The following is a 24770-nucleotide window of genomic DNA, read 5'->3' as shown; positions in this document are numbered from 1 at the left end:
CTAGTTTGCAGCATAATACAATTATCATGCTGCTCAATTTACAGAATTCCAAGTTTAGATTTTAGTAAATATTATTTTTTAACGTCTAAAAGAAACTAATATCAGGATTTTTTCAGTGAATTTCAATTTTCCTTCTTATGGCTCAGGAGGCTATCAACTCTTCCCCAATGAAAAAGAGTTGCAGAGCAAGAACCGTCAAGAAGTTTTGAGTTATGAAGCTACTACCAACAGACAGTCGAGCATTTCAACCCGACATATTGCAGGTAAAGAGTCGACAACAAACTATATTCCCCCTTGTTCTGACAGGACTCACGGTGAAGATCATGACAGCGGTCGAGTTATTCACTCAGAAAACTCCAAGATAAGGCTTAAAATGTTGATAGATATAGGAAGCCGGTTAAAAGGAATCATCCTTTCTTATGATAAAATTGCAAAATCAGGAACCGTATCTTTTTTCGTTCTGCGTGAAACTTATACGGCCAGTTTTTTATATGATGAGGTTGAAAATTATCGAGACCCAAAAATCAAACATTCCAGAACACCCAGCGAAACAATTGAAGCTGGAATGTGTGTTTACTTTTTCGCCAAGTTCATCTCCCCAGAATCTGATCACAGCAACTTAAGGGCTTTCGCTATTAGCTTAGGCCCCTAAACTCTACTCTCTCATCCCTGATAAAGGTTAAAGAGCTACTTCCCAATACAGAAAGATGAGAAAATTCTGCCAAGAAGGTCATCACTGGAAAAGGCCCCTGTGATTTCACCTAGAGCCTTTTGTGCCAGACGAAGATCTTCCGCCAAGAGTTCGCCAGCCCCCATGTGCTCAAGCTGCAATCGACCATTTTCAATAAACTCACCGGCCTGACGCAGAGCCTCAAGATGACGGCGACGGGCAGAGAAACTGCTCGCCATGGCTCCTTCAAATCCCATGCATGCCTTCAGGTGCTCCCGGAGAGCATCAACTCCGTGCTCGTTTTTCTGATCATTACAGGCGCAGATACGAATAACAGGAACACCATCAACCTCTGAAAAACCAGGCTGTTCACCAGTGAGGTCGATTTTATTGCGAATAATGGTAAGTTTTTCCCGGATTGGTAAACGATCAGCAAATTCAGGCCAGATATCATGAGCATGGGTAGCATTCGTTGAAGAGCCATCAACCATCAATAAGACTCTGTCAGCCTCTTCAATGGCTTTAAAAGCCCGCTCAACACCAATTTGCTCAACTTTGTCTTCAGTTTCACGCAAGCCTGCTGTATCAATAACATGCAAGGGCATACCATCAATATTGATATGCTCTTTCAATACATCCCTTGTTGTTCCGGCAATATCGGTAACAATGGCTGTATCCCTACCAGCCAGAACATTCATCAGGCTGGACTTTCCAGCATTGGGGCGACCGGCAATAACCACGGTCATGCCATCTCTTAAAATAGCCCCCTGACCCGCTTCTCGAATCACATCATTCAACTGCAGAACTATGCTTTCCAACTCTCCTGTTACCTTCCCATCATTGAGAAAATCAATCTCTTCCTCTGGAAAATCGATAGCCGCTTCCACATAGATTCTCAGCTCAATAAGTGACTCAACCAGCGCATTGACCCGCTGAGAAAAAGCCCCCTGAAGGGAGCGCAGGGCAGAGCGGGCAGCCTGTTCGGAAGTACTATCAATCAGGTCTGCTATCGCTTCAGCCTGAGCAAGATCCAGTTTGTCGTTGAGAAAAGCACGCTCTGAGAACTCACCGGGATTAGCCTGACGAACGCCAAGCTCGAGAATCCGCTTCAGCAGCATATCCAGAATAATGGGACCACCATGCCCCTGCAGCTCAAGAACATCCTCACCAGTAAACGAATTGGGGTTTGGAAAGTAAAGTGCTATACCTTCATCCAGAACCTGACCATCCGAGTCATAAAATGGGCAATAATGGGCAAAACGGGGTTTGGGCTCTAACTTCAGAACTTCTCTGGCAATACGCAGAGCATCAGGTCCGGAAACCCGAATAATACCCACACCTCCCCTACCGGGAGCGGTGGCTTGGGCTGCAATGGTATCCTGGTGAAGGTTGCTGAAATCAGACATAACAAGACATCGGTAACTACTAAATCGATGGCATAGTCTATGCCTCGATAGACCTTTAGTACATAGAGAGTACTGGTTAAGGACGGATAATATCCGGAAGTATTAGTTCAGCGTTTGATCGAAGCTGATTTATGTCATTTTCGATAAATGCATCAGGATTCAGCTCATGCAACACTTTCATCAACTCGGACCAACTGCCATATTCAGGAAAATCTGGAAAAAGGTGTATAGCAACCATACTGATTGAATGACCTGCAGGTACTGAATAGACGTTTTCTGGTACTGCTCTCATCGCAAGAGACTGACTGATCTTTTTATAAGAAGCATCACTGGGTTCTGTTAAAACTTGTCTGGATTGCTCTTTTCTTCTTTGCTCTGCAATCTCATCCCACGTTTGCAGCGTATGCATTGCAGCCTCATTATCTTCAGGCTGTAAGATATCTTTTAAAGGCAGCCTAAGCAATGTACCGGCCATAATGACGCCGATATCATTGTGCATAAATACGGAGGGGTTAAGCCTTGCCAGCTCTTCCATCAGAGGATACCAGCCACCAAATTCAGGATATTCGGGCAACAACTTAAAGGCGATGACACTGAGACTCTCGCCTTTAGCTACCCGATAAACTACTTCACTTTTTTTTTAGCGGTAGGTTGCGAATCGTCTTGTACGTCTGCAAGTGTCAGGTTTATATCTGGACCTTCTTCCAAATTATTGAAAGAGGAATCTGGCAATGGAGTACCTGGAATCTCCTGATTCTCAGCCTCTATTTCCAGATCGTCCTGTCCGGGAATCATCAATACAGCATCTGAACGCAGTTTGCTCTCATCTCCGCCAATAAATGCGCCCGGATTTAGCAGGATCAGACTATTCATCACAGTTTTCCAATCCTGAGTTTGAGGATAGTTTGGCAATAGCTTCATCGCGATAGCGCTGATGCTTTCACCTGCAGAAACTTGATATTGGTTTTCAGGGGATTCTTTCGACAACTTAGCCATTGAAGCATTGATGTCACTGCTATCTTCTTGTGTAACGCTTTGGTTGATTAGCTCATTCTGTAAAGGGAGCTTCAGCGTAGACTCAGCCAATAGTTTTCTTGCATCACCATCAATAAACGCTTCAGGGTTAAGCGCTACCAGTTGCTCCATTACTGGCTCCACCTGGCTTATATTTGGATAATTCACTAATAGCTCAGTTGCAATAGCTCTGAGATTTTCACCTTTAGCAACCCGGTAAGTGTTCTCAGTACGAGAGTAACCGTAATCCTGTTTATTTAACTGGGTCAGAGTTTCATTGATTTTACTATTATCGTTGTCAGAAACACTTTCTTGCTGAAAGTCACTCTCAGCAGGTAAAACCAGAGTTGACTCAGCCAAAAGCCGATTAGCATCACCTCCAATAAAAGCATCAGGATTAAGCTCCACTAACCGATCCATTACCGTTTCAACTCTGCCTGCATTCGGATAGTTAGGGAATAATCTAATTGAGATACTTCTGAGACTGTCTCCCTGACTCACCCGGTAGCCTTTCTCAGGCACCAAATCAGCAGTGGTAGAGACTGTCGATAGATTCTCTATCTCGAAGTCATCCTGTGAAGGCAGAGAAAGAGTAGATTCAGCCAGTAACCTGCCTGGATCACCATTAATAAATGCTTCTGGATTCAGAGCAACCAGCCGGTCCATAATGGCTTTGACACTGCTTCCTTTTGGGTATTGCGACAGCAGCTGAAGAGAGATTGACCTCAGGCTTTCCCCCTTGGAAACTTTATACGTTTCTGCCTGGCTCTCACCGTCCATGGTATAATCAGGAGTCAATGACTGCTCATGATTTTCCGCTTCAATATTACTGCTTAAGTGCTCCTTTGAAGGGAGTGCTAGTACAGCGTCCGAACGAAGCTTGTCTGCATCACCATCAATGAATGCCTCAGGATTCAAAATAACCAGTTGCTCCATGATAGCTTTCCAGCTATCTACCCCAGGATAATCCGGTGCAAGTTTAATGGCGATGGTACTGGCAGACTCTCCCTGAGAAACCTGGTATTGATCTCCTTTTTCTGCTGAGTGAGTTACCTCAACATGCGAAACAGACTCATCAGAGGTTCTGGAAGGCTTTTCATCAACCGCTGACAAAGTATCCTCGGGGAGTTCCTGATTTTCGGCTTCAACTTCAAAGTCTCCCTGAGCTGGGAGGATGAGTAATGCATTGGATAGCAGCCTGTTTACATCCCCATCAATAAAGGCCTCAGGATTTAATTCAACCAAACGTCCCATTACTGTTTGCCATCTAACTACATCGGGATAGTCAGTCTTCAACTTCATTGCAATGGCACTGATGGTTTCACCATTTTCTACCTGATAAATATTACTATCTGACTCCATTGCTGGAGTAAGAATTAGATCTTCTTCATGACGACTTACAGAAGCTTCCACCTCTGGTGTTTCCTTATTTACAGCCTCGACTTCAGTTATCTTTTGACTGTGCAGGTCGAGAACGGCATCAGCTCGTAATTTACTGCTATCGCCATCAATAAAAGCGTCCGGGTTTAGAGCAACCAGTTGCGCCATAACCTCTTGCCAGTCATTAGCATTCGGGTAGCGCTCCTGCAGCTTCATGGCAATACCGCTGATGCTGTCACCTGCTACCACCTGATAGGTATCATCAGGATTCATACTGTCCAGACTACCCTGTGTCTCAGCGACCTGTTCTTCAATAGACTCCACCGGTAACGTGACTATTGAATTCTCTCCTTCAGATATTAACTTCTGCGGATCAATAGGACGTTGATGACTGGATGCATTCTCAAACGGTAAAACAAGACTGGTACCTGCACGAATCTGGTTAATATCGCCATTGATAAATGCATCTGGATTCAACATGACCAGCTGATCCATCAGAGACTTCCAGTTACTGACTCCCGGGTAATCCGACTGCAGTTTTATTGCAATGGAGCCAATAGTTTCTCCTTTGAGAACCTGATAAGTTCCACCAGTCTGCTCCTGACTGACAGGAGTTGGCTGGATTTTAATGGCAGCATTATCTACCTCAGTCAGTTGCGGAGTTTCTTCTGAAATATCCTGACGATCCGGCTGAGGCTTTATATTTTCAACTTTTGAGAGGAGTGGCTGCGTTTCAAGTGTCGAATCACGGGATAGATCGGAAACGATAGCAGTTTGAGATGGGGCTGGTAGTTTAAGCTCTACTTCAGCACGAAGTTGGTTCACATCTCCATCGATAAAAGCATCTGGATTCAGGGTAATCAGTTCATCCATTAAGCCGCGCCAATTCTCCATCCCTGAATATTGAGGGGATAGCTTGATTGCGATCAAGCTAATAGTTTCCCCTTTGGATACCAGGTAGCGTTTATTGCCATCCGCCTCTGTATCAACGTCTTTATGTGAAACTACTGGCTCTGGATGTTGAGGTGTTTCTGGTTCTTCTTTGCGAGTCAGATCGCCGTCTTTAGGTTTAGTGAAATCAAGGGATGGTTTATCTTCCTGAGCCAAAACTTTAGGTACTGTTAACTCTGCTTTTTCTTCCTGACTACGCTGAATGAGATCATTTTGATCCGGTGTACTCTGCTTTTTAGCAACTAACTCATCAGCTTTAGGTTCAACCTCTCTGGCTAATGGCTGAGCTGAGACCTCAGATATAGTTTGCAGATTTTCTCTGGCGGGGAGGTTAAGTATTGCATCAGACTTTAGCTGGTTGATGTCGCCATTAACAAAAGCATCTGGATTGATAGAAACCAGTTGCTCCATCAAAGCCTGCCAGTCCGAAGTCTCTGGGTATTCAGGTAACAGCTCCATCGCAATCTGACTGATGGTTTTTCCTGCCAGAACCCGATATTGAAGGCCTGAAGAAATGTCTACAGGCTTCGCTTCTTCTCTGGATGCTGTCACAGAATTGGCAATAGCCTCTGATGACTGTGTAGCAGTCGATTTAGTATTTTTTGCGTAACGCTGTTTTTCTTCGGGTTTATGATCAGAATTTAATAAATTAAGACTTACATGATGCTCTTTCTTATTGGGTGTTACCTGAAAGTCGTAGATTCCATAGATTTTCTGCCTTCCCACATACAGCTTAACAACCGCCTGTAGTTGCTTTGCAGTAATTTCACGAATTGAGCGAACCCTGATAACCGGCTTCCCACTGGCATCTTTGGTAACTTTGAACCTGAGACTGCCAACCTGCTTGTCGTATTCAATATCATGCCGGTAAAAATCAGTGATTGAGCCTAGCTTTACTTTAAGCTTCTTGTCTGCAAGTTCTGCGGGTAGGGCATCAATTGCAATCGTTGCATTAAAGAAATGGTTTCGATCAGTGTTCAGGGTCATATATCCCAGTTCGGGGTTTGCAGATACACTCCCGATAACACTGCTTAAAATGGCTGTGCTTATCAGTTTTTTTAACATGGTTCTGATCTTTTCCAGTTAGCTCAAATGTGGGAAGCCTGTACTACTAACTGTTTATCGGTTCGACCATGGGCAACTGTAGAAAAATTCTACTCATGCTATTAAGGGATATATGGAATAGAAATTCAGCTTTATCAGGAGGTAAGGAGTTAAAGTCAGGGGAATTGAAAGGAAGAAGTGAGGGGGAAGGTGAGCGAAGCAGCTTTCTTGTAAAAAAGCTGCTTCGCAGAAGGCTTAACCTTCTTTTTCGATTTTCTTGGTAATAAAGTACTGCTGGATTATCGACAATGTATTGTTAGTTACCCAATACAGCACCAGACCAGCAGGGAAGAACAGGAAGAAGAAGGTGAAGATCACCGGCATCATCTTCATAACTTTAGCTTGAACAGGGTCTGGCGGTGTTGGATTCAGCATCTGCTGAATAAACATCGAGGCCCCCATAATCAGCGGCAGGATAAAGTATGGATCCATCTGAGAAAGATCGTGAATCCATCCCAGCCACGGGGCCTGACGCAGCTCAACAGACTCCAGCAGCGTCCAGTACAGTGCAATGAACACAGGCATCTGAACAAGTATTGGCAAACAGCCACCCATTGGGTTGACCTTCTCCTTCTTGTACAGTTCCATCATGGCCTGAGACATTTTCTGACGATCATCGCCGAACTGTTCTTTCATCTCCTGAAGCTTAGGTCCCAGTTTGCGCATTTTCGCCATTGAACGGAAGCTGGTCGCATTCAGAGGATAGAATACCGCTTTAACCAATACCGTCAGTAGAATGATGGACCATCCCCAGTTCCCCACCAGAGAGTGAATCCACTTCAGGATAGTAAACAGCGGTTGAGCCAGGAACCAGAGCATGCCGTAGTCAATGGTCAACTCCAGACCATCAGACAATGCTTTCAGATTTTCCTGGTTTTTGGGGCCGACATAAAGAGTGGCTCCAGTCTCAATGGTCTCACCGGGCTGTGCAACAATGGCATCATCATAAAAGCCAACAAAGTTGTAACCGTCTTTGTTTTGCTTGGTGTAATACTGATGAGGCTTTTGCTGATCAGGAACCCATGCTGTCACAAAGTAGTGCTGAAGCATTGCGGCATAGCCACCCTGAACCCGTTCGGCAAATGCCTTATCTGCAAAATCATCAAAAGGTAGCTTGGTATAAGGTTCATCATTGGAACGAACTGCAGCTCCCAGATAAGTATTCATCGGAGCTTTTGAGTTTAACTGGCTTGGATCTTCTGAATTGTCACGTTTTAGCTGAGCATAAAACTGGTCACGCCATACTTTGCCACTGTTATTCACAATTTTGTAATTAACAGAAACATCATAGCTGTCACGATAGAAAGTGAAGCTTTTAGTGATATCGACGCCATCAGCATTCTTATGGAGATCGACAGTCAGCTTCTTTTCGCCATCATCCAGTGTATAGCTGGTTTGCTTTACACTGTAAACGCCGCGAAGGTTGTTGGCATCGGGACCATCGCTTTTGGCCAAGGCGCTCTGTGCAGTAAATACACACGTTGCTTCCCCTTTACAGTCAGGACTATTGACCAGAAGCTGGAATGGAACCGCTTGCTCACCGTCTTCAGGCAACCAGGCAGGGTATTGAGGCAGTGTCAGACTGATAATATCACCACCGGCCGGATCAATCAGAGCATCAATAGTGCTGGTCTTAACGCTGATTAATTGGGCTGAAGGTTTAGCTGCACCATCGTCGATAGATGGAATTGAGTTGCCGTCACTGATAGAAGGCATATCGGAACCAGCAAGGCTGCTGGAAACTGATTGGACGACGGATGTCGACTTCGGCGTACCGGGATAGTCTTCATTCCATTGCTGCAGTGTCAAGACACCAACTACAGCAATAGCGCCAATCAGGAGTGTTCTTTGGAAATCCATGAGTTCCGGGCCACACATTCAGGTGAATGAATATGATTGTCTGATTGTGTCCGATGATTACCAGAATCTTTTTCCGGTACCGGGTCAAATCCTCCTGGATGCCAAGGGTGGCACCTCAGTAGTCGGAGCAAGGTAAGCTTGCTACCAGTCAGAAAACCATGACGATTTAAGGCTTCCAGGCCATAGGCAGAGCAAGAGGGGTAAAAGCGGCACCGGCTGGGCATTAGAGGACTCAGCGCATAGCGATATATCTTGATCAACCCGATCATAAAATCTCGGGGGATACTTGCTAATCTGGCCATATCAATGCCTTCATATCGTCGGAGCCATCCAGGCTTTTTAAAGCCCTGTGCTTATTAAATAGCCCTCAATGGGCAAAAGCCCTTAGCCAGTAATAGTTGCTCAAAGAGTCTGTTAATAACGGAAGCTTTCTGAGCCTGGTCGAGCCGAACAGGAAAAACCACGCAGGACTTCCTGTTACAGTGCTCTGGCATTTTCATTCAGGTTGTATATCAAGCCTGCCTAACAGTTATGCCGAAGCTTTCCATTCTCGCAGTCTTCGTTTCAACCTGTGCCACTGCTGGTTGAGTAGCTGGTTCAGTTCACTGTCACTCAGGTCACTGAAACCTTTACGGACCAAAACAACAATATCCAGGTGACCTATTTCGTCATTTTGCAAACGAAAGGTTTCCCGGATATGACGTTTGGCCCGGTTTCGGCCAACGGCAGTACGAATATTCTTTTTGGCAACCACCAGGCCTAGTCTTGCACGGCCAAGCCTATTAGCTTTTGCCAGTATAAGAAGCTGTCTGCTGGAGACCTTGATATCCGTTGTATCAAATACCTGTTTGAAATCAGACGAGGAGCGTAGCCGTGATTCACGGCTAAAAGATAAGCTCACACTGATAGCTCTGATCAGGCTGACAGACGCTTGCGTCCCTTAGCTCTGCGACGGTTGATAACCGCACGGCCGTTTTTAGTAGCCATGCGTGCACGAAAGCCGTGGTTACGCTTGCGCTTCAGATTGCTTGGCTGGAAAGTTCTTTTCATCGTGGTTACTCGTTTTAATGGATTTACAAAAGACGGGCATTCTAAGTAATTGAAGAGTTAGCGTCAATTTGCATTTGTCAAGAAGCACCGTATTACCACCCGTTGTTACCACTACTTTACTTTCGCTCTTCATATATAAGTGAAAAAAGGGATTCAGGTCCGAATAATATTCTTTGCTCTTATCAATATATAAATAGAAGAGTTATCTCTTATGTGATGTTTGTTTGATTTTAATGTAATTATTAAGGACCGACTTTTCTGTGGATAACTGCATTTTGTCCAGTAATTGCATGCGCTTCTGCCTGTGTGTTTTTCTGTAAAAATAACGCGTTTATGCTGTTGTTTTGATCTTGATGGCTTGTGGATAAAAGACTGATTTATCCACAGAGTAGTTATTATTCATTTTACCCACAGGAAGATCATAAGGTTTATTGCCATTCATAAACGGATCTACCCACAGGAGGTTATGGATAATAATTTGTTTGGTTTTGTATGGATTATCCATGTAACTCATTGAAATATATAAATATTGATGTTTATGTGGTTTTTTACTGCTTCGCAGGCAGGTGTGGATAACTTTTCCCAAAAAGGATACAATTTCCTCTTATCTATCCATCCTTAATTTGTACCTGAAGGTCTTCAGCAGGCTGTCTGACCGGCTTCAGTGATATCCGTATCAGATCCTGATCTATTTCAGGAGAGTAGGAGAGTGCCTGTGCCCCTGTCGCTATGGCAAAAATGCATTGATATCTTGCAGGATGAGCTGTCTTCTCAGCAGTTCAATACTTGGATTCGCCCTTTGAAAGTGATGGGGGATGAACACGATCTGTGTTTACTGGCTCCAAACCGGTTTGTTGCTGATTGGGTTAAAGAGAAGTTTCTGCCAAGAATTGAGGAGATTTTGGATGAGCTGTCTGATGGTGAATCACCAGCAGTGGCGTTGGCAGTATCCAACCGACGTCCTCCTTCCCTCAGTAAGCGCTCCGCCCGACCTAGAGAAGTGCAGCAAGCTGCAACGGTATCCGTTTCTGAGAAGCCTATAGAAAACCCGCTTAAGCAGTCAGGCATTGAGCGCTCTGTGGTTACCCATGAGCTGGTTTCAGCTTTACCCATTGCTCAAGACAACACGCCCGAGCCTGAATTTGTTTCAGCATCAACTGCCGTAAATAGGTCTTCTATTAATGAAGAGCTTTCAAGGACTGCTGAAGACCTGCCTCAAATTAAGGTAAATCCTTTAAAAGAGCAGATAAATGAGCCATCAGAGGAGCTTGTGGCCCCAGCTCGACAGGTTGAAGTTGAAGGTTCTATCAAGCATCACAGTTCCTTGAATAATGGTTTTACGTTTGAGACCTTTGTTGAAGGTAAATCGAATCAGCTTGCTCTGGCTGCAGCTCGTCAGGTTGCTGAAAATCCAGGAGCATCTTATAACCCGTTGTTTTTATACGGTGGTGTCGGTTTGGGTAAAACCCACTTGATGCATGCTGTTGGTAACTCTCTGGTTAAGCAAAATCGTAATGCTAGAGTCGTTTATTTGCACTCTGAGCGTTTTGTGGCGGATATGGTTAAAGCGCTGCAATTAAACGCCATTAACGATTTTAAGAAGTACTACCGATCTGTGGATGCGCTGTTGATTGATGATATTCAGTTTTTCGCAGGTAAAGAGCGTTCTCAGGAAGAGTTTTTCCACACCTTTAATGCGCTTCTTGAGGGTGGGCAGCAGATGATTCTAACCTGTGATCGCTACCCGAAAGAGATCAGTGGTGTAGAAGAACGCTTGAAATCTCGCTTTGGCTGGGGGTTAACCGTAGCTGTTGAGCCTCCAGAGCTGGAAACCCGAGTTGCCATTCTGATGAAAAAAGCAGAGCAGCAGAAAGTGGAACTTCCCCATGAAGCTGCCTTCTTTATTGCCCAGAGAATTCGCTCTAATGTTCGTGAGCTCGAAGGTGCTTTAAAGCGAGTTATCGCCAGTGCTCATTTTATGGGAAGGCCTATTGATATCGATCTGATCCGGGAGTCCCTGAAAGACCTATTGGCTTTACAGGACAAACAAGTCAGTATAGATAATATCCAAAGGACGGTAGCTGAGTACTACAAGATCAAAGTGGCGGATATTCTTTCCAAACGTCGCAGTCGTTCTGTAGCAAGGCCTCGTCAGGTTGCCATGGCGCTCTCCAAAGAGTTGACCAGCCATAGCTTACCTGAGATTGGTGATGCCTATGGTGGACGTGACCACACAACAGTACTTCATGCATGCCGAAAGGTGAAAGAGCTGGTTGAAGTGGATAATGAGATCAAAAGCGATTACAAAAATCTGCTGAGATCACTGACCAGTTAATACCTTATTTATTCTTATTTTTCAGAAAGGCGAGAGTCTTTCAGTTAGCCAAGAGAAAGGAAAGCGATGAAATTTACCATTAATCGGGAAGCATTGCTTAAGCCACTTCAGCTGGTTGCCGGTGTGGTTGAGCGCAGACAGACTCTGCCGGTATTGTCGAATGTGTTGATGGTAGTCGATGGAGATCAACTCTCTTTAACCGGTACTGACCTTGAAGTTGAACTGGTTGGGCGGGTTGCCCTTGAGGATGTTGCAGAAGCTGGAGAGATTACCGTTCCAGCTAGAAAGCTGATGGATATCTGCAAATCTCTGCCAGAAAATACCATGATTGAAATCCATCAGGATGATCAGAGAGTAAAACTTAAGGCAGGTAGATCCCGGTTTACGCTTTCCACTCTGCCGGCCAATGAGTTCCCCAGCATAGAAGAAGAGGCTGGTTCAGTATCATTCACTATCGGCCAGTCAAGACTTCGTCGCCTGATTGATCGTACTGGCTTTGCTATGGCTCAGCAGGATGTTCGTTACTACCTGAATGGAATGCTGCTCGAAGTTAGCCAGAACTGTCTTCGCGCAGTGGCGACGGATGGCCATCGTCTTGCTATGTGCAGTGTTGATGCCGACATCAATCAGCAGGAAAAACACCAAGTGATAGTACCGCGCAAAGGTATTCTTGAGATGGCGCGTCTGCTGACAGAGGGTGAAGAAAGCGTTCATATTACCCTGGGAGCTAATCACATCAGAGCTAAAACCGGTGACTTTATGTTCACCTCTAAACTGGTGGATGGTAAGTTCCCTGACTATGATCGGGTTATCCCAAAAGGTGGAACCAAGATCATCGTTGGGGATCGTCAGGAACTTCGTCAGGCTTTTCAGCGTGCTTCCATTCTTTCTAATGAGAAGTATCGTGGTATTCGTCTGATTCTCTCTGATGGTCAGTTAAAGGTTATTGCCAATAACCCGGAGCAGGAAGAAGCTGAAGAAGAATTGAATCTGGCTTACCATGGTGACTCAATGGAAATTGGCTTTAATGTCAGCTACTTGCTGGATGTGCTTTCTGTTCTGTCCGGTGAGTCCATCAAAATGACCCTTTCGGATCCCAATAGCAGTGCGCTTCTGGAGGAGTCTGAATCTGGTGACTCCACGTATGTTGTTATGCCTATGAGGCTGTAACAGCCTGTCGGCTGATGAAGTCTTTGGTGGGTGTTTAGCGTGTTTAGCTAAATACCCACCACTTGCCTGAGTGGATCCAGCTCCTCCCCGAGCTTTATCGTCAGGCTCGGAAATAAACAGAATATGATCCAGCAGCTCACTATTACCGATATCAGAAATATCGTTTCTGCCACGCTAAAACCTTCTCCTTCTATGAATGTGCTCTATGGGCTCAATGGCAGTGGTAAAACCAGTGTACTTGAAGCTATACATATTCTTGGTGTTGCTCGCTCATTCCGAACATCTCGTATCAAACCAGTGATCAACCGTGATTCTGAGGTATGCACTGTTTTTGGCCGTTTAGGCGTTACATCCGGCTCTGTACCTATTGGTGTCTCCCGGAATTTAAGAGATGAATCCCTCCAGATTCGAGTTTCAGGTGAGAACCTTAAGTCAACATCTGAGCTCGCAAGGTTATTACCTTTACAGGTGATTAATCCGGATACATTCCGCCTTCTTGAAGGTTCTCCAAAACTGAGAAGGAATTTTATCGACTGGGGCGTGTTTCACGTGAAACATCAGGATTTTTTCCCCCTTTGGAAGCGAATGCAGAAGGCGCTTAAACAGCGGAACAGTCTGCTTCGACATGGTAGAATAAACGGTTCCGAATTGGCTTCGTGGAACATTGAATTTGAAAAAGCGGCTAATGCAATAGACTTATTGCGCAATGAGTACATTGAGCGACTGATCCCAGTCTTTAATCAGGTGTTATCTGAACTGACAGATCTGGAAAATCTGACTATCCAGTATTACCGGGGGTGGGATAAAGAAAGATCTCTGAATGAAGTACTGACGAGTGGGTTGGCTCGAGATGCGCAGTCTGGTTACACACATTCGGGGCCTCAAAGAGCTGATTTGAGAATTCGAATGGGTAAAGTAAGTGCTGTCGATGTTCTTTCACGAGGACAGTTAAAACTGGTGGTCTGTGCACTGAAACTGGCTCAGGGGTTTCTATATAAAGAGCTCAGTAGTAAGCAGTGTATCTTTCTGGTTGATGACCTACCATCAGAACTTGATATTCCACACCGGCTGGCATTGTGCCAGCTGTTTCAAAAAATGAGCTGCCAGACCTTCATCACTTGCGTTGAGAAGGAGGCACTTGGAAATTGCTGGTTGCCTGAAACAGAAGTAAAAATGTTTCACGTGAAACATGGGCAAATTGCATTGGATGAGAACCCTGGTCAGCAGAGAATTCGCCGGGCTGAGTCTTTGGAGATAGAGCATGAGTGAACAAAACTACGACGCATCCAATATTAAGGTCCTCAAAGGCCTGGATGCTGTCCGCAAGCGCCCGGGGATGTACATTGGTGATACCGATGATGGCACCGGTCTGCACCATATGGTATTTGAAGTGGTGGATAACTCCATCGACGAGGCGTTAGCGGGACACTGTGACAAGATATCCGTTATTATTCATCCGGATGAGTCAATTACCGTTAAGGATAATGGTCGTGGTATCCCCGTGGACATCCATGAGGAAGAGGGGGTCTCTGCTGCTGAAGTTATCATGACGGTGCTTCATGCCGGTGGTAAATTTGATGACAACACTTATAAAGTGTCCGGTGGTCTCCATGGTGTTGGTGTATCAGTAGTTAATGCTCTCTCCAGTCAGTTAAAACTGACTATCCGCCGACACGGAAAAGTACATCAACAAATCTATCATCAGGGTGTGCCTCAGGAGCCATTAAAAGTTATTGGTGAAACTGATAGCACAGGAACTGAGCTCCACTTTATTCCATCTCCTGATACCTTCTCAAATATACTGTTCAGTTATGACATTCTGGCAAAGCGATTACGTGAGCTTTCCTTCCTGAATTCAGGGGTTTATATCCAGCTTACTGATGAGAGAACCGGTAAGGTTGATGACTTTAAGTACGATGGTGGTCTGAAAGCATTTGTTGAGCACCTGAATCAGAATAAGAGCACCATTAATAAGGTCTTTCACTTCGATATGACTCGTGAAGACGGGATTGGTGTTGAAGTGGCAATGCAGTGGAATGACAGCTTCCAGGAAGGGGTGTTCTGCTTTACTAATAACATTCCACAGCGGGATGGCGGCACGCACCTGGCTGGTTTCCGTGCTGCTCTGACACGGAGCCTGAATGGTTATATTGAGCGAGAAGGTTTCCAGAAAACGGCTAAAGTCGCAACCTCCGGTGATGATGCCCGGGAAGGTCTGACAGCCATTATCTCGGTCAAAGTGCCGGACCCAAAATTCTCTTCCCAAACCAAAGATAAGTTGGTTTCTTCAGAGGTAAAAACCGCTGTTGAGCAGGAAATGGGTAAATATCTTAATGATTACCTGGTAGAGAACCCTCAGGAAGCAAAGGCGGTCGTTGGTAAGATGCTGGACGCTGCCAGAGCCCGTGAAGCAGCGCGTAAGGCTCGCGAAATGACTCGTCGTAAAGGAGCTCTGGATATAGCAGGGTTGCCTGGAAAACTGGCGGATTGTCAGGAGAAAGACCCAGCACTTTCTGAACTATACATAGTGGAGGGTGACTCTGCGGGCGGATCAGCCAAGCAGGGACGTAACCGTAAAACTCAGGCTATCCTGCCACTTAAAGGTAAGATCCTGAACGTTGAGAAAGCGCGGTTTGACAAAATGCTTTCTTCTCAGGAAGTTGGAACCCTGATCACTGCATTGGGTTGTGGTATTGGTCGTACTGAGTTCAATATTGAAAAGCTCCGTTACCATAACATCATTATCATGACCGATGCGGACGTGGATGGTTCTCACATCCGTACGCTTCTGCTGACATTCTTTTTCCGTCAAATGCCTGAGCTGATTGAAAATGGCTACATCTATATTGCCCAGCCGCCACTGTATAAAGTGAAGCGTGGTAAGCAAGAACAGTATCTTAAAGATGATGGTGCGCTGGATGGTTACCTTACTCAGTCTGCATTGGAAAATGCCAGTTTGCATGTCAATGAAAATGCACCTGGTATTGCAGACCAGCCACTTGAAGATCTGGTGAAAGAGTTCAGAGAAGTGCATAAGGTCGCCGATAAACTGTCCCGTATTTATCCGGTCTCAGTACTTCGTGAAATGATCTACATGCCTGCATTGACTGCTGAGAGCCTAGCTGAAAAAAGCACAATGGAAGCCTGGGTTGCTCAACTGAGTAATCGAATTGAGGGCTTAAAGGCGGCTGGTAGCACCATGACGTTCTCTGTAGAGGAAGATAAGGAACTCAATATCTGGTTACCTAAAGTGACTATTATCGCCCATGGTGTCGATAGTCACTATCGCTGGAATGCCGACTTTTTCTCATCAGCGAATTATGGAAAGATTGTTTCTCTGGGTAATCAGCTACAGGGGTTGATTGAAGAGGGGGCCTTTATCCAGAAGGGAGAGCGCAAGCGTGAAGTTTCTTCCTTTGAAGAAGCTCTTGAATGGCTCATGACTGAGTCAACCAAGCGTCACTATATCCAGCGCTATAAGGGGTTGGGAGAGATGAATCCGGATCAGCTGTGGGAAACTACCATGGATCCAGATGTACGCAGAATGCTCAAGGTAACGATTGAAGATGCTATCGCGGCTGATCAGATATTCAATACGCTGATGGGCGATCATGTAGAGCCTCGTAGAGAGTTTATCGAAAGCAATGCTCTCAATGTTGCGAATCTCGATATCTAATCAATCCAAGTAGGGTGCTGGATATTTCTGGCACTTTTTCAGCCTTCTTTTTTGCTATTCAGGTGTTTGCCATGTCTACAGAAAGGTCTTCAGAATTTAAAGCAATTATTCGACAGGAGTTGGAAGAAGCGGCTGAAGTGCTGAACCGGTTTCTGGTTGATGAGGCCAATCTTGAATCTATTGATCTTGCTGCTCAGCTTTTATCAGAGAGTTTTAAAGCAGGCGGTAAAGTGCTTTCATGTGGTAATGGTGGTTCTCATTGTGATGCTATGCATTTTGCTGAGGAGTTGACCGGGCGCTTTCGTGAGAATCGCCCAGGCTATGCAGCCATTGCTATTTCAGACCCAAGCCACATTTCCTGTGTATCCAATGATTTTGGTTATGAGTATGTATTTTCAAGATATGTGGAAGCAGTTGGCCGAGAAGGGGATGTACTCCTTGGCATAAGTACCAGTGGTAATTCTGGGAATATCATTAAAGCCGTCGAGTCTGCCAGAGCTAAAGGCATGAAAGTTATTCTGCTCTCTGGTAAAGATGGCGGCAAAATGGCGGGGACTGCCGATGTTGAAATTCGAGTGCCGCACTTTGGTTATGCTGACCGTATTCAGGAGGTTCATATTAAGGCCATCCATATAATGATTCAGCTAATTGAAAAATATATGGAATAAAAAAGAGGCCGGTTCAAAACCGGCCTCTTTTTTATCTATTGAAACGAATTAATTCATCTTGCTGAGTGAGTTGGCAATCCAGCTACGAGCAGCGTCATTTGCTTCTGCAACAGACAGCTTTTCAGTGTTAACCACTGGCCCAATCTCTATCTGGATAGTACCAGGCTTTTTCAACCAGCCATCATTCGGCCAGAAACTTCCTGCATTGTGAGCGATGGGCAAAATATCAACTTCTGCAGCCTTAGCCAGCCCAGCTCCACCACGTGAAAACTTTCCAGGCTCCCCTGGTTTTGTTCGGGTTCCTTCGGGAAATATAAGCACCCAGACATTATGCTCAAGAGCTGCTTTCCCCTGATCTCTTACCTGTTGAAGGGCTTGTCTGGCATCCTTTCGGCTGATTGCTATTGGTTTGATTTTTTTAAAGGCCCAGCCGAAAAAGGGAATTCTTAATAGCTCTTGTTTAATAACTTGTGTTTGAGGTGTTAACAGTGTCTGAAGGAAAAATGTTTCCCATGTACTCTGGTGGTTACTGATGATGACACAAGGAGTTTCTGGAATATTTTCCCTGCCTTTAACATTCCATCGCACACCGCAAATTAAGCGACAAAGATAAACCGATACGATAGCCCAAGTTTTTACAAATACTCTATGGCGAAGCCTGAAGCGGAATGGGTAGATGAAAAGGATCATCACCGTAGACCACAAGGCTGTCCATAGTGCAAAGCTAAGATAAAAGACAGTGGTTCTTATTATAGAAATGATATGAAATATAATAGACATCATTGAAGAGCCGACACCGGACAACATCAAAATCCCTCTGAGAGTAGTTTTTCTACAAAACTGTTCAAGTTGTTATAAACAGGTACATCCTTGGTACCAGATAGTTCTTCAGGATGATTGGTGAGTGTAGCTTGAGTCTTAACCCCCTTACCAGTCAGAACCAGAGCAACGTTGCAACCACTACTTGCTCCGGCTTGCAAATCTCTTAGTGAGTCGCCGATAAGCCAAGTTTGGTTTGGAGAAGCATCAAACTTCATAAAAATTTGATCAATTAAGCCCGTCTTTGGTTTTCTGCATTGACAGTTATCATCTGGGCCGTGGGGACAATAATAGATACCATCAATCCTGCCTCCCTGTAGTTGAACCAAGTTTGATAGCTTGTCATGCATTGCACCCAGTTCTTTCAGTGTGAAATAACCACGGGCAAGTCCAGACTGATTCGTAGCGATAACTACCTTATAACCTGCCTTGGTCAGACGGACGATTGCTTCAATACTTCCCGCAATAGGAATCCACTCATCTGCAGACCTAATATATTGTTCCGAGTCTTCATTAATGACTCCATCCCTGTCCAGAATAACCAGCTTAGTCATAATGGTTGATAGTGCTCTCAAATACGCTTGATAATAACAAGTATTATGTAAATGAATTCACATAACTGGAAAGTAAAAGTATGTGACATTCTTTACATAAAAAAAGTGCGGCAGAAGCCGCACTTTAACAGGTCATTCTCAGGATTTCTGTAACAAAGAGATATCGGCCACATGGAGGAACAGGCTACGCAGCTGTTTAAGCAGTGCATAACGGTTCAAACGAATAGCTTCTTCTTCTGCGTTAACAAGAACCTGGTCAAAGAACATATCTACCGGTTCTTTCAGTGCTGCCAGACTTTCCATAGCGAGTGCATAGCGGCCCTCTGAAAGTGCTGGTGCGATTTCCTGCTTCTTATTAAAGACAACTTTTGCCAGCTCAATTTCTGCGGCTTCAGTCAGTAGCGTCTCATCAAGTGTATCTGGAATAACAATATCTCCGGCTTTAGCAAGAATGTTGGAAACACGCTTGTTAGCAGAAGCCAGTGCATCAGCTTCATCCATGGCATTAAAGCGGGTAACTGCCTTTATGCGAAGATCAAAGTCCAGTGGTCGGGTAGGGCGTAGTGCCTTAACGGAGTTGATGATCTCAATAGCAATTCCTTCTTCCTGGTAAGCGGCGTCAAAGCGCTCCAGCATATAATTGACTACTGTCGTATTAAGGTTGTCCAGCGCTGGCAGAGAAACGCCTTGCTTCTGGTAGCCCTGAATTGCTTGATCAATCAGTGCTTCCAGATCAAGGTTGAGTTTTTTCTCAACAATGATTCGAAGTACGCCAATACTGGCACGACGAAGTGCGAAAGGATCTTTACTGCCAGTAGGCAGCTGGTTGATACCAAAAATACCAGTAATAGTGTCCACTTTATCAGCAATAGCAACAGCGCAGCCAATCAGCGTGGAAGGCAGCTGATCACCAGCAAAGCGAGGCATGTATTGTTCATACAGTGTCTTGCTGACCTCAGGGCTTTCACCATCGTTGTCGGCATAGTATTGACCCATAATCCCTTGAAGCTCTGGAAACTCCAGAACCATCTCAGAAACCAGATCGGACTTGCACAGTTGACCTGCACGCTCAGCCAACTTTGCATCACCGCCTTCTGTTTGCGAAATATAAGACGAAAGTCGTGCAATACGCTCAGTTTTAGCGAACACTGAGCCCAGTTGAGCCTGGAATACAATAGGCTTCAGTTTTTCACGACGATCATCCTGAGTCTGCTTGCGGTCAGTGTCATAGAAGAACTTGGCATCAGCAAGACGTGGACGAATGACCTTCTCATTACCTTCCACAACATGGCGAGGCTCGGAGCTTTCAATATTTGCCACCGTTATAAAGTGAGGCAGGAGTTTCCCTTCACTGTTTTCCACGTGAAAATATTTCTGATGTCCCTTCATGGAAGAGATCAGTGCTTCCGATGGAACGGAAAGGAATTCATCATCAAAACGACCGGAAAGAGCAACCGGCCATTCGTTGAGAGCGGTTACCTCATCCAGAAGATCAGGATCAATCACCGAGTGACCGTTAATAGTGGTTGCAACTTGCTCAACCTGCTCACGGATGATTTCACGACGGGTATCAAAGTTAGCAATAACTTTGCCCTGCTCATGAAGAATCTGCGCATAATCAGCGGGGGTGTTGATCGTGATTTCCTGATTAGCGTGGAAGCGGTGACCACGGGTTGTATTGCCAGCTTTCAGGCCAAGGACTTCACAGTCAATAACGCTGTTGCCCTGCAGCATCAGCAGCCAGTGAACTGGACGGACAAACTCGGTACGGCTGGCTCCCCAGCGCATACGCTTTGGAATGGGCAGATTATTCAGAGACTGAGTAATAATTTCCGGCAGCAACTCTTTGGTTGCTTCACCCTGTTTGACAGAGCGGTAGACCAGCCATGCGCCTTTAGGTGTCTCTTCCTGTTCCAGGTCTTCAAAATTCACACCATTAGAACGGGCAAAACCAAGCGCCGCTTTGCTTGGATTACCTTCGGCATCATATGCCGCTTTGACTGCAGGTCCTTTGCGCTCAAACTTCTGATCAGGCTGTGCAGTATCCAGGCCTTTGATGAGTAGAGCCAGACGGCGTGGAGCAGCAAACGACTCATAGCCGGTAAATGTGATCTGGGCTTTTTCAAGACCAGAAATAATTCCCTGGGTAAACGCCTCAGACAGACTCTTTAATGCCTTTGGTGGCAGTTCTTCTGTTCCCAGCTCAATCAGGAAGTCTTCTTTATTGATGGTGCTCATTATTTTTCCTCCTGCGTGCTTTCTTTCGCAAGCTGAGCCAGAACTTCATTACGAATGCTTTCATCTGCAAGAGGGAAGCCAAGCTCACGACGTTTATCAAAGTAAGCTTTGGCTACTGCTCTGGCCAGAGTTCTGACGCGCAGGATAAAACGCTGGCGTTCAGTCACAGAAATCGCATGACGGGCATCCAGCAGGTTAAAGGTGTGAGAAGCTTTCAGAACGTACTCATAAGCTGGGAGAGGCAGACCTATGTCAACCAGTTTCTGGGACTCACGCTCAAAGAAGTCAAACTGTTTGAACAGTTCTTCAGTGTCAGCATGCTCGAAGTTGAACGTGGACATTTCAACCTCCTGCTGATGGAAAACATCCCCGTAAGTGACCGGGCCTTGTGGGCCAACAGTCCAGACGAGATCATAAACGTTATCCACACCCTGAATGTACATCGCCAGACGCTCAAGACCGTAAGTGATCTCACCAGTGACCGGGTAGCATTCAATACCACCAACCTGCTGGAAGTAAGTGAATTGAGTAACTTCCATACCGTTCATCCATACTTCCCAGCCAAGGCCCCAGGCTCCCAGTGTTGGGGACTCCCAGTTGTCTTCCACAAAACGGATGTCATGAACCAGTGGATTAACGCCCAGCTGACGAAGAGAGTCCAGGTAAAGCTCCTGGATATTATCGGGTGAAGGCTTCATGACTACCTGGAACTGGTAGTAATGCTGGAGACGGTTCGGGTTTTCACCGTAACGGCCATCTGTTGGACGACGGCTTGGCTGAACGTAGGCAGCGTTCCAGTTTTCCGGGCCAATGGCTCGCAGGAATGTAGCAGGATGGAAAGTACCGGCCCCCACTTCCATGTCCAGTGGTTGCATGATAACGCAGCCCTGTTGGGCCCAGAATTGTTGAAGGGCGAGAATGAGACCCTGAAATGTATTGATATCTGGCGTGCTCTGGGAAGTCACTTTTCTACCTCTTAGAGGCTCATATGCAAACTGGTCGTTTTTTGAGCATTGAGCTTTGTATTGCGAGCAATTATCGATGACCAGCTAACGTGCCTGGCATAGGTTTCCCTGTGAGTGAACACTCGCAGGGTTCGATTGTAAAAATAGAGAGGGATTATACCGGTTTGTGCGGTTAAGTTTAAGCTGTGGATAAGTTGTGAAAAACGTGGGTAAGACTTTTGGATAGCACTTCTTGGTGTCTTTTATACGGTACGAAATAGCCAACTATAATTGCAACTTCTCCAGAGCTTCGGAGTGCTCTCCATGATTATTGTTGAACTTGCCTCTGCCTACGCTCTTCTTTTATGGCACATGTTATGGCCAATTGTTTTTGGCTTATCGCTTTCTGCTTTTGTTCGAAGTTATATTCCTACAGGGACTATTGTCCAGCGATTGGGAAGTAATCGTCTTGAAAGCGCCAGCCTTTCAGTAATACTCGGTGCTGTCTCTTCTGTCTGTAATTACGCGACGATAGGGATGGGCCATACATTGAGGCAGAAAGGAGCAAGCTGGCCAAACAGTTTGGCTTTTATGATTTCCAGCACGAATATTGGTATTTCAATGTTGGTTGCCATTTATGGGTTTCTGGGCGTGCTCTTTCTGGAAATCATGGTAGTCACTTCAATTGCATTTATCATCCTTGCCTATTTTTTGGCTATTACCTTGCGAATGCCTGCTCCAGATGCTGGGCATGAAAAAAATGAAATCACGTCTAATGGTAAGAATGCATGGCAGAGGGCGTGTGTATTTTTTCGTGATGATTTGAATATGACTCGTAAAGATATTCTGGTGGGGTTGTTGATTGCTTCATCTGTGAGTGTTTTGATGCCATCTAACTGGTGGGAGTTAATCTTCTGGAGTACTCAGGACTATGGATTTATAGCATGGCTATGGAATGCTTTTATTGGAATCATTGTTGCTGTTCTTACTTTTGGTTGCTCTATTGGCAATGTCTCTCTGGCTGCTGTGATGTGGTGGAATGGTGTATCACCTGGAGGCGTAATGGCCTTTTTGTTATCCAGCCTACTCACCTTTCCCATGCTTAGAATGTCGTATAATTATTACGGTTTATCAGTGACAGTAAGACAGACAGCTGTTTTATTTTTTAGTGTTTTTCTCTCCTGCATGCTAATGGACTTTATTCTTGATAAGTCATCTATTTATTTAGTAAGAAGTAATCTTATTGCAGCAAAGTCTGGGAATGGCGTAATCATTACATTAATCTTGAATTTGATTCTTGGAGGGCTTGCCTTGGTCATGTACCTGAAGGGGAAAAGTGGGGACGGTGGTTGCTCGATGTAATCATCATCCCCAAAGACATTTAGTCAGTATCGCCAGAAGGTTGGAGTAAACAACACAAGTAGTGTAAAAATTTCCAGACGACCTAACAGCATGGCAAAAGCGAGAATCCACTTTGCTGCATCGGGTAGGCTATGGTAACTGAATGCTGCTTCTCCTAGCGCTGGTCCGAGGTTATTCAGACACGAAGCGATCGTTGAGAATGCGGTAGTAAAGTCCAGGCCCGTTGCCAGCAAAGCAAGGAAGAGAAGCACAAACATTAAAATGTAAGTAGCAAAGAACCCCCACACAGCTTCACCCACTCTGGGGCTCACTGGTCTGCCACCGATCTTGATGGTAAATACCGCATTGGGATGAACTAAACGGCGAAGTTCTCTCATACCCTGTTTCGCAATCAGAACAACTCTGATTACTTTCATACCGCCAGCAGTTGAGCCTGCACAGCCACCCATAAAGCTGGTAAAAAACAACATTAATGGTAGAAACATTGGCCAGGCGGAAAAGCTGGATGATGATGTGTAGCCAGTAGTCGTTGCTACAGATACCACCTCGAACAGGCCATACCTGAAAGACTTGCTCAGAGAATAAGTGTCAGACATGTAGAGGGTTACTACCGTAATCATCCCAACTACACCTAGGATAGCCAGAAACCATTTAACTTCTGGGTCTTGAAAATAGTGCGTTAATGACTTATGTCTCCAAGCCGTAAAGTGCAGGGCAAAATTGACGCCAGCAACGAGCATGAAGAAGATAGCTACAGAGATAATCATTGGGGAATTGAAGTGTCCCATACTGCTGTCGTATGTAGAAAAGCCCCCGATAGCGATGGTGGTAAAGCTATGGCTGATGGCATCAAATAAGTTCATTCCTGCCAGCCAGTAGGCAAGGGCACAAGCGGCGGTTAGAAAGACATAGAGAAACCAGAGTGCTTTGGCCGTTTCTGTGATCCTTGGCGTTAACTTGGAGTCTTTAACCGGGCCCGGTGTTTCCGTTCGATAGAGCTGCATCCCTCCGATTCCCAGCATCGGGATAATAGCAACCGCCAGAACAATAATTCCCATCCCCCCCAGCCATTGAAGCTGTTGCCGGTAAAACAAAATTGAACGCGGCAAGTGCTCAATGCCTGTCAGAATTGTTGCACCTGTAGTTGTTAAGCCTGACATCGATTCAAACATTGCATCAGTAATGCTGAGTGATGGGCTTTCCATGAGCAGGAATGGCAAAGAACCAAATGACCCAAGCACGACCCAGAAGAGAGCCGTAACCAGGAAGCCTTCCCGAGCTCTTAATTCATCTTTAATGTGCCTGAAAGGAAACCAGAGTAAGACACCCAGGAGTAGTGTGAGTAAAAATGTGTAGATGAATATTGATATTTCCTGCTCCTGATAAATCAGGGCAACAAGAATGGGGGGAAGACTGGAGGTGCTGAACAAAATCAGCAAAATACCCAAAATGGGGAGAATAACCTGAAACTGCATGGTGCTCCTGCTTCATCCAGTATGAATAACCTACCATGGTGGATTCTTATAATGGCTATAAGAAATTCTGATTTTATGCAGTAGCAGGTTACTC

At 45.3% G+C, this 24770-nt stretch carries 20 protein-coding genes; 7 read left to right on the top strand and 13 right to left on the bottom strand.

Features of this window, described 5'->3' with window-relative positions; all coding sequences use genetic code 11:
• Window positions 1–115: 115 nt before the first annotated feature.
• Complete coding sequence (locus GV64_RS01805; RefSeq protein ID WP_020582211.1) at window positions 116–652, top strand: hypothetical protein; 537 nt, start codon at window positions 116–118, stop codon at window positions 650–652.
• A 35-nt stretch (window positions 653–687) separates the two neighbouring features.
• Here the strand turns inward: GV64_RS01805 and mnmE are convergent, their stop codons facing one another.
• The 8 genes from mnmE to GV64_RS25160 all read right to left on the bottom strand — a co-directional run bounded on the left by mnmE (window position 688) and on the right by GV64_RS25160 (window position 9940).
• On the bottom strand, window positions 688–2076 hold the full coding sequence (mnmE, locus tag GV64_RS01800) for a tRNA uridine-5-carboxymethylaminomethyl(34) synthesis GTPase MnmE (protein ID WP_020582212.1): 1389 nt from the start codon (window positions 2074–2076) through the stop codon (window positions 688–690).
• 76 nt (window positions 2077–2152) lie between these two features.
• Entirely contained in the window at window positions 2153–2611 is a 459-nt protein-coding gene (locus GV64_RS01795) for a LysM peptidoglycan-binding domain-containing protein (protein WP_152553893.1), read from the bottom strand.
• An 89-nt stretch (window positions 2612–2700) separates the two neighbouring features.
• Window positions 2701–6486, bottom strand: coding sequence for a LysM peptidoglycan-binding domain-containing protein (locus GV64_RS01790; RefSeq protein WP_020582214.1), 3786 nt, complete (start codon window positions 6484–6486; stop codon window positions 2701–2703).
• A gap of 234 nt (window positions 6487–6720) precedes the next feature.
• Complete coding sequence (gene yidC / locus GV64_RS01785; RefSeq protein ID WP_020582215.1) at window positions 6721–8385, bottom strand: membrane protein insertase YidC; 1665 nt, start codon at window positions 8383–8385, stop codon at window positions 6721–6723.
• A complete protein-coding gene (gene yidD / locus GV64_RS24110) occupies window positions 8361–8654 on the bottom strand; it encodes a membrane protein insertion efficiency factor YidD (RefSeq protein WP_345917547.1) in 294 nt (97 codons plus the stop codon). The genes yidC and yidD overlap by 25 nt, the downstream gene beginning before the upstream one ends.
• Before the next feature lie 260 nt (window positions 8655–8914).
• Window positions 8915–9286 (bottom strand): ribonuclease P protein component, encoded by a 372-nt coding sequence (gene rnpA, locus GV64_RS01780; protein WP_020582217.1) that lies wholly within the window; start codon window positions 9284–9286, stop codon window positions 8915–8917.
• Window positions 9287–9300: 14 nt separating this feature from the next.
• A complete protein-coding gene (rpmH, locus tag GV64_RS24105) occupies window positions 9301–9435 on the bottom strand; it encodes a 50S ribosomal protein L34 (protein WP_081622094.1) in 135 nt (44 codons plus the stop codon).
• Window positions 9436–9766: 331 nt separating this feature from the next.
• Window positions 9767–9940 carry a hypothetical protein gene (locus GV64_RS25160; RefSeq protein WP_157236985.1) on the bottom strand — a complete coding sequence of 58 codons (174 nt, stop codon included), beginning with the start codon at window positions 9938–9940 and terminating at the stop codon, window positions 9767–9769.
• Between the two features lie 204 nt (window positions 9941–10144).
• On the opposite strand from GV64_RS25160, the gene dnaA reads away from it, so the two are divergent.
• The 5 genes from dnaA to lpcA all read left to right on the top strand — a co-directional run bounded on the left by dnaA (window position 10145) and on the right by lpcA (window position 17284).
• Entirely contained in the window at window positions 10145–11770 is a 1626-nt protein-coding gene (gene dnaA, locus GV64_RS01770) for a chromosomal replication initiator protein DnaA (RefSeq protein WP_201772458.1), read from the top strand.
• Window positions 11771–11836: 66 nt separating this feature from the next.
• Window positions 11837–12940: a DNA polymerase III subunit beta gene (gene dnaN / locus GV64_RS01765; protein WP_020582220.1), complete on the top strand. Its 1104-nt coding sequence runs from the start codon at window positions 11837–11839 to the stop codon at window positions 12938–12940.
• A 123-nt stretch (window positions 12941–13063) separates the two neighbouring features.
• Window positions 13064–14209 (top strand): DNA replication/repair protein RecF, encoded by a 1146-nt coding sequence (gene recF / locus GV64_RS01760; RefSeq protein ID WP_020582221.1) that lies wholly within the window; start codon window positions 13064–13066, stop codon window positions 14207–14209.
• Entirely contained in the window at window positions 14202–16616 is a 2415-nt protein-coding gene (gene gyrB, locus GV64_RS01755) for a DNA topoisomerase (ATP-hydrolyzing) subunit B (RefSeq protein ID WP_020582222.1), read from the top strand. Before recF ends, gyrB begins: the two co-directional genes overlap by 8 nt.
• Window positions 16617–16687: 71 nt before the next feature.
• On the top strand, window positions 16688–17284 hold the full coding sequence (gene lpcA / locus GV64_RS01750; RefSeq protein ID WP_026258215.1) for a D-sedoheptulose 7-phosphate isomerase: 597 nt from the start codon (window positions 16688–16690) through the stop codon (window positions 17282–17284).
• Window positions 17285–17332: 48 nt separating this feature from the next.
• Here the strand turns inward: lpcA and GV64_RS01745 are convergent, their stop codons facing one another.
• The 4 genes from GV64_RS01745 to glyQ all read right to left on the bottom strand — a co-directional run bounded on the left by GV64_RS01745 (window position 17333) and on the right by glyQ (window position 21860).
• Window positions 17333–17974: a lysophospholipid acyltransferase family protein gene (locus GV64_RS01745; protein ID WP_157236987.1), complete on the bottom strand. Its 642-nt coding sequence runs from the start codon at window positions 17972–17974 to the stop codon at window positions 17333–17335.
• Between the two features lie 116 nt (window positions 17975–18090).
• Complete coding sequence (gmhB, locus tag GV64_RS01740; protein WP_020582225.1) at window positions 18091–18657, bottom strand: D-glycero-beta-D-manno-heptose 1,7-bisphosphate 7-phosphatase; 567 nt, start codon at window positions 18655–18657, stop codon at window positions 18091–18093.
• Between the two features lie 138 nt (window positions 18658–18795).
• Window positions 18796–20895 (bottom strand): glycine--tRNA ligase subunit beta, encoded by a 2100-nt coding sequence (glyS, locus tag GV64_RS01735; protein WP_020582226.1) that lies wholly within the window; start codon window positions 20893–20895, stop codon window positions 18796–18798.
• Window positions 20895–21860, bottom strand: coding sequence for a glycine--tRNA ligase subunit alpha (gene glyQ, locus GV64_RS01730; protein ID WP_033402939.1), 966 nt, complete (start codon window positions 21858–21860; stop codon window positions 20895–20897). Before glyQ ends, glyS begins: the two co-directional genes overlap by 1 nt.
• Window positions 21861–22163: 303 nt before the next feature.
• Between glyQ and GV64_RS01725 the strand changes: the two genes are divergently transcribed.
• Entirely contained in the window at window positions 22164–23201 is a 1038-nt protein-coding gene (locus GV64_RS01725) for a permease (RefSeq protein ID WP_034843924.1), read from the top strand.
• Window positions 23202–23224: 23 nt separating this feature from the next.
• Here GV64_RS01725 and GV64_RS01720 read toward each other — a convergent pair whose 3' ends face one another.
• Entirely contained in the window at window positions 23225–24676 is a 1452-nt protein-coding gene (locus tag GV64_RS01720) for a TrkH family potassium uptake protein (RefSeq protein ID WP_020582230.1), read from the bottom strand.
• Window positions 24677–24770 lie beyond the last annotated feature (94 nt).

Origin of the sequence: Endozoicomonas elysicola (genome assembly GCF_000710775.1) — a bacterium.
GTDB lineage: Bacteria > Pseudomonadota > Gammaproteobacteria > Pseudomonadales > Endozoicomonadaceae > Endozoicomonas > Endozoicomonas elysicola.
The sequence above is the reverse complement of the archived record's forward strand: the minus strand, read 5'-3'. Positions and strand labels throughout refer to the sequence as shown.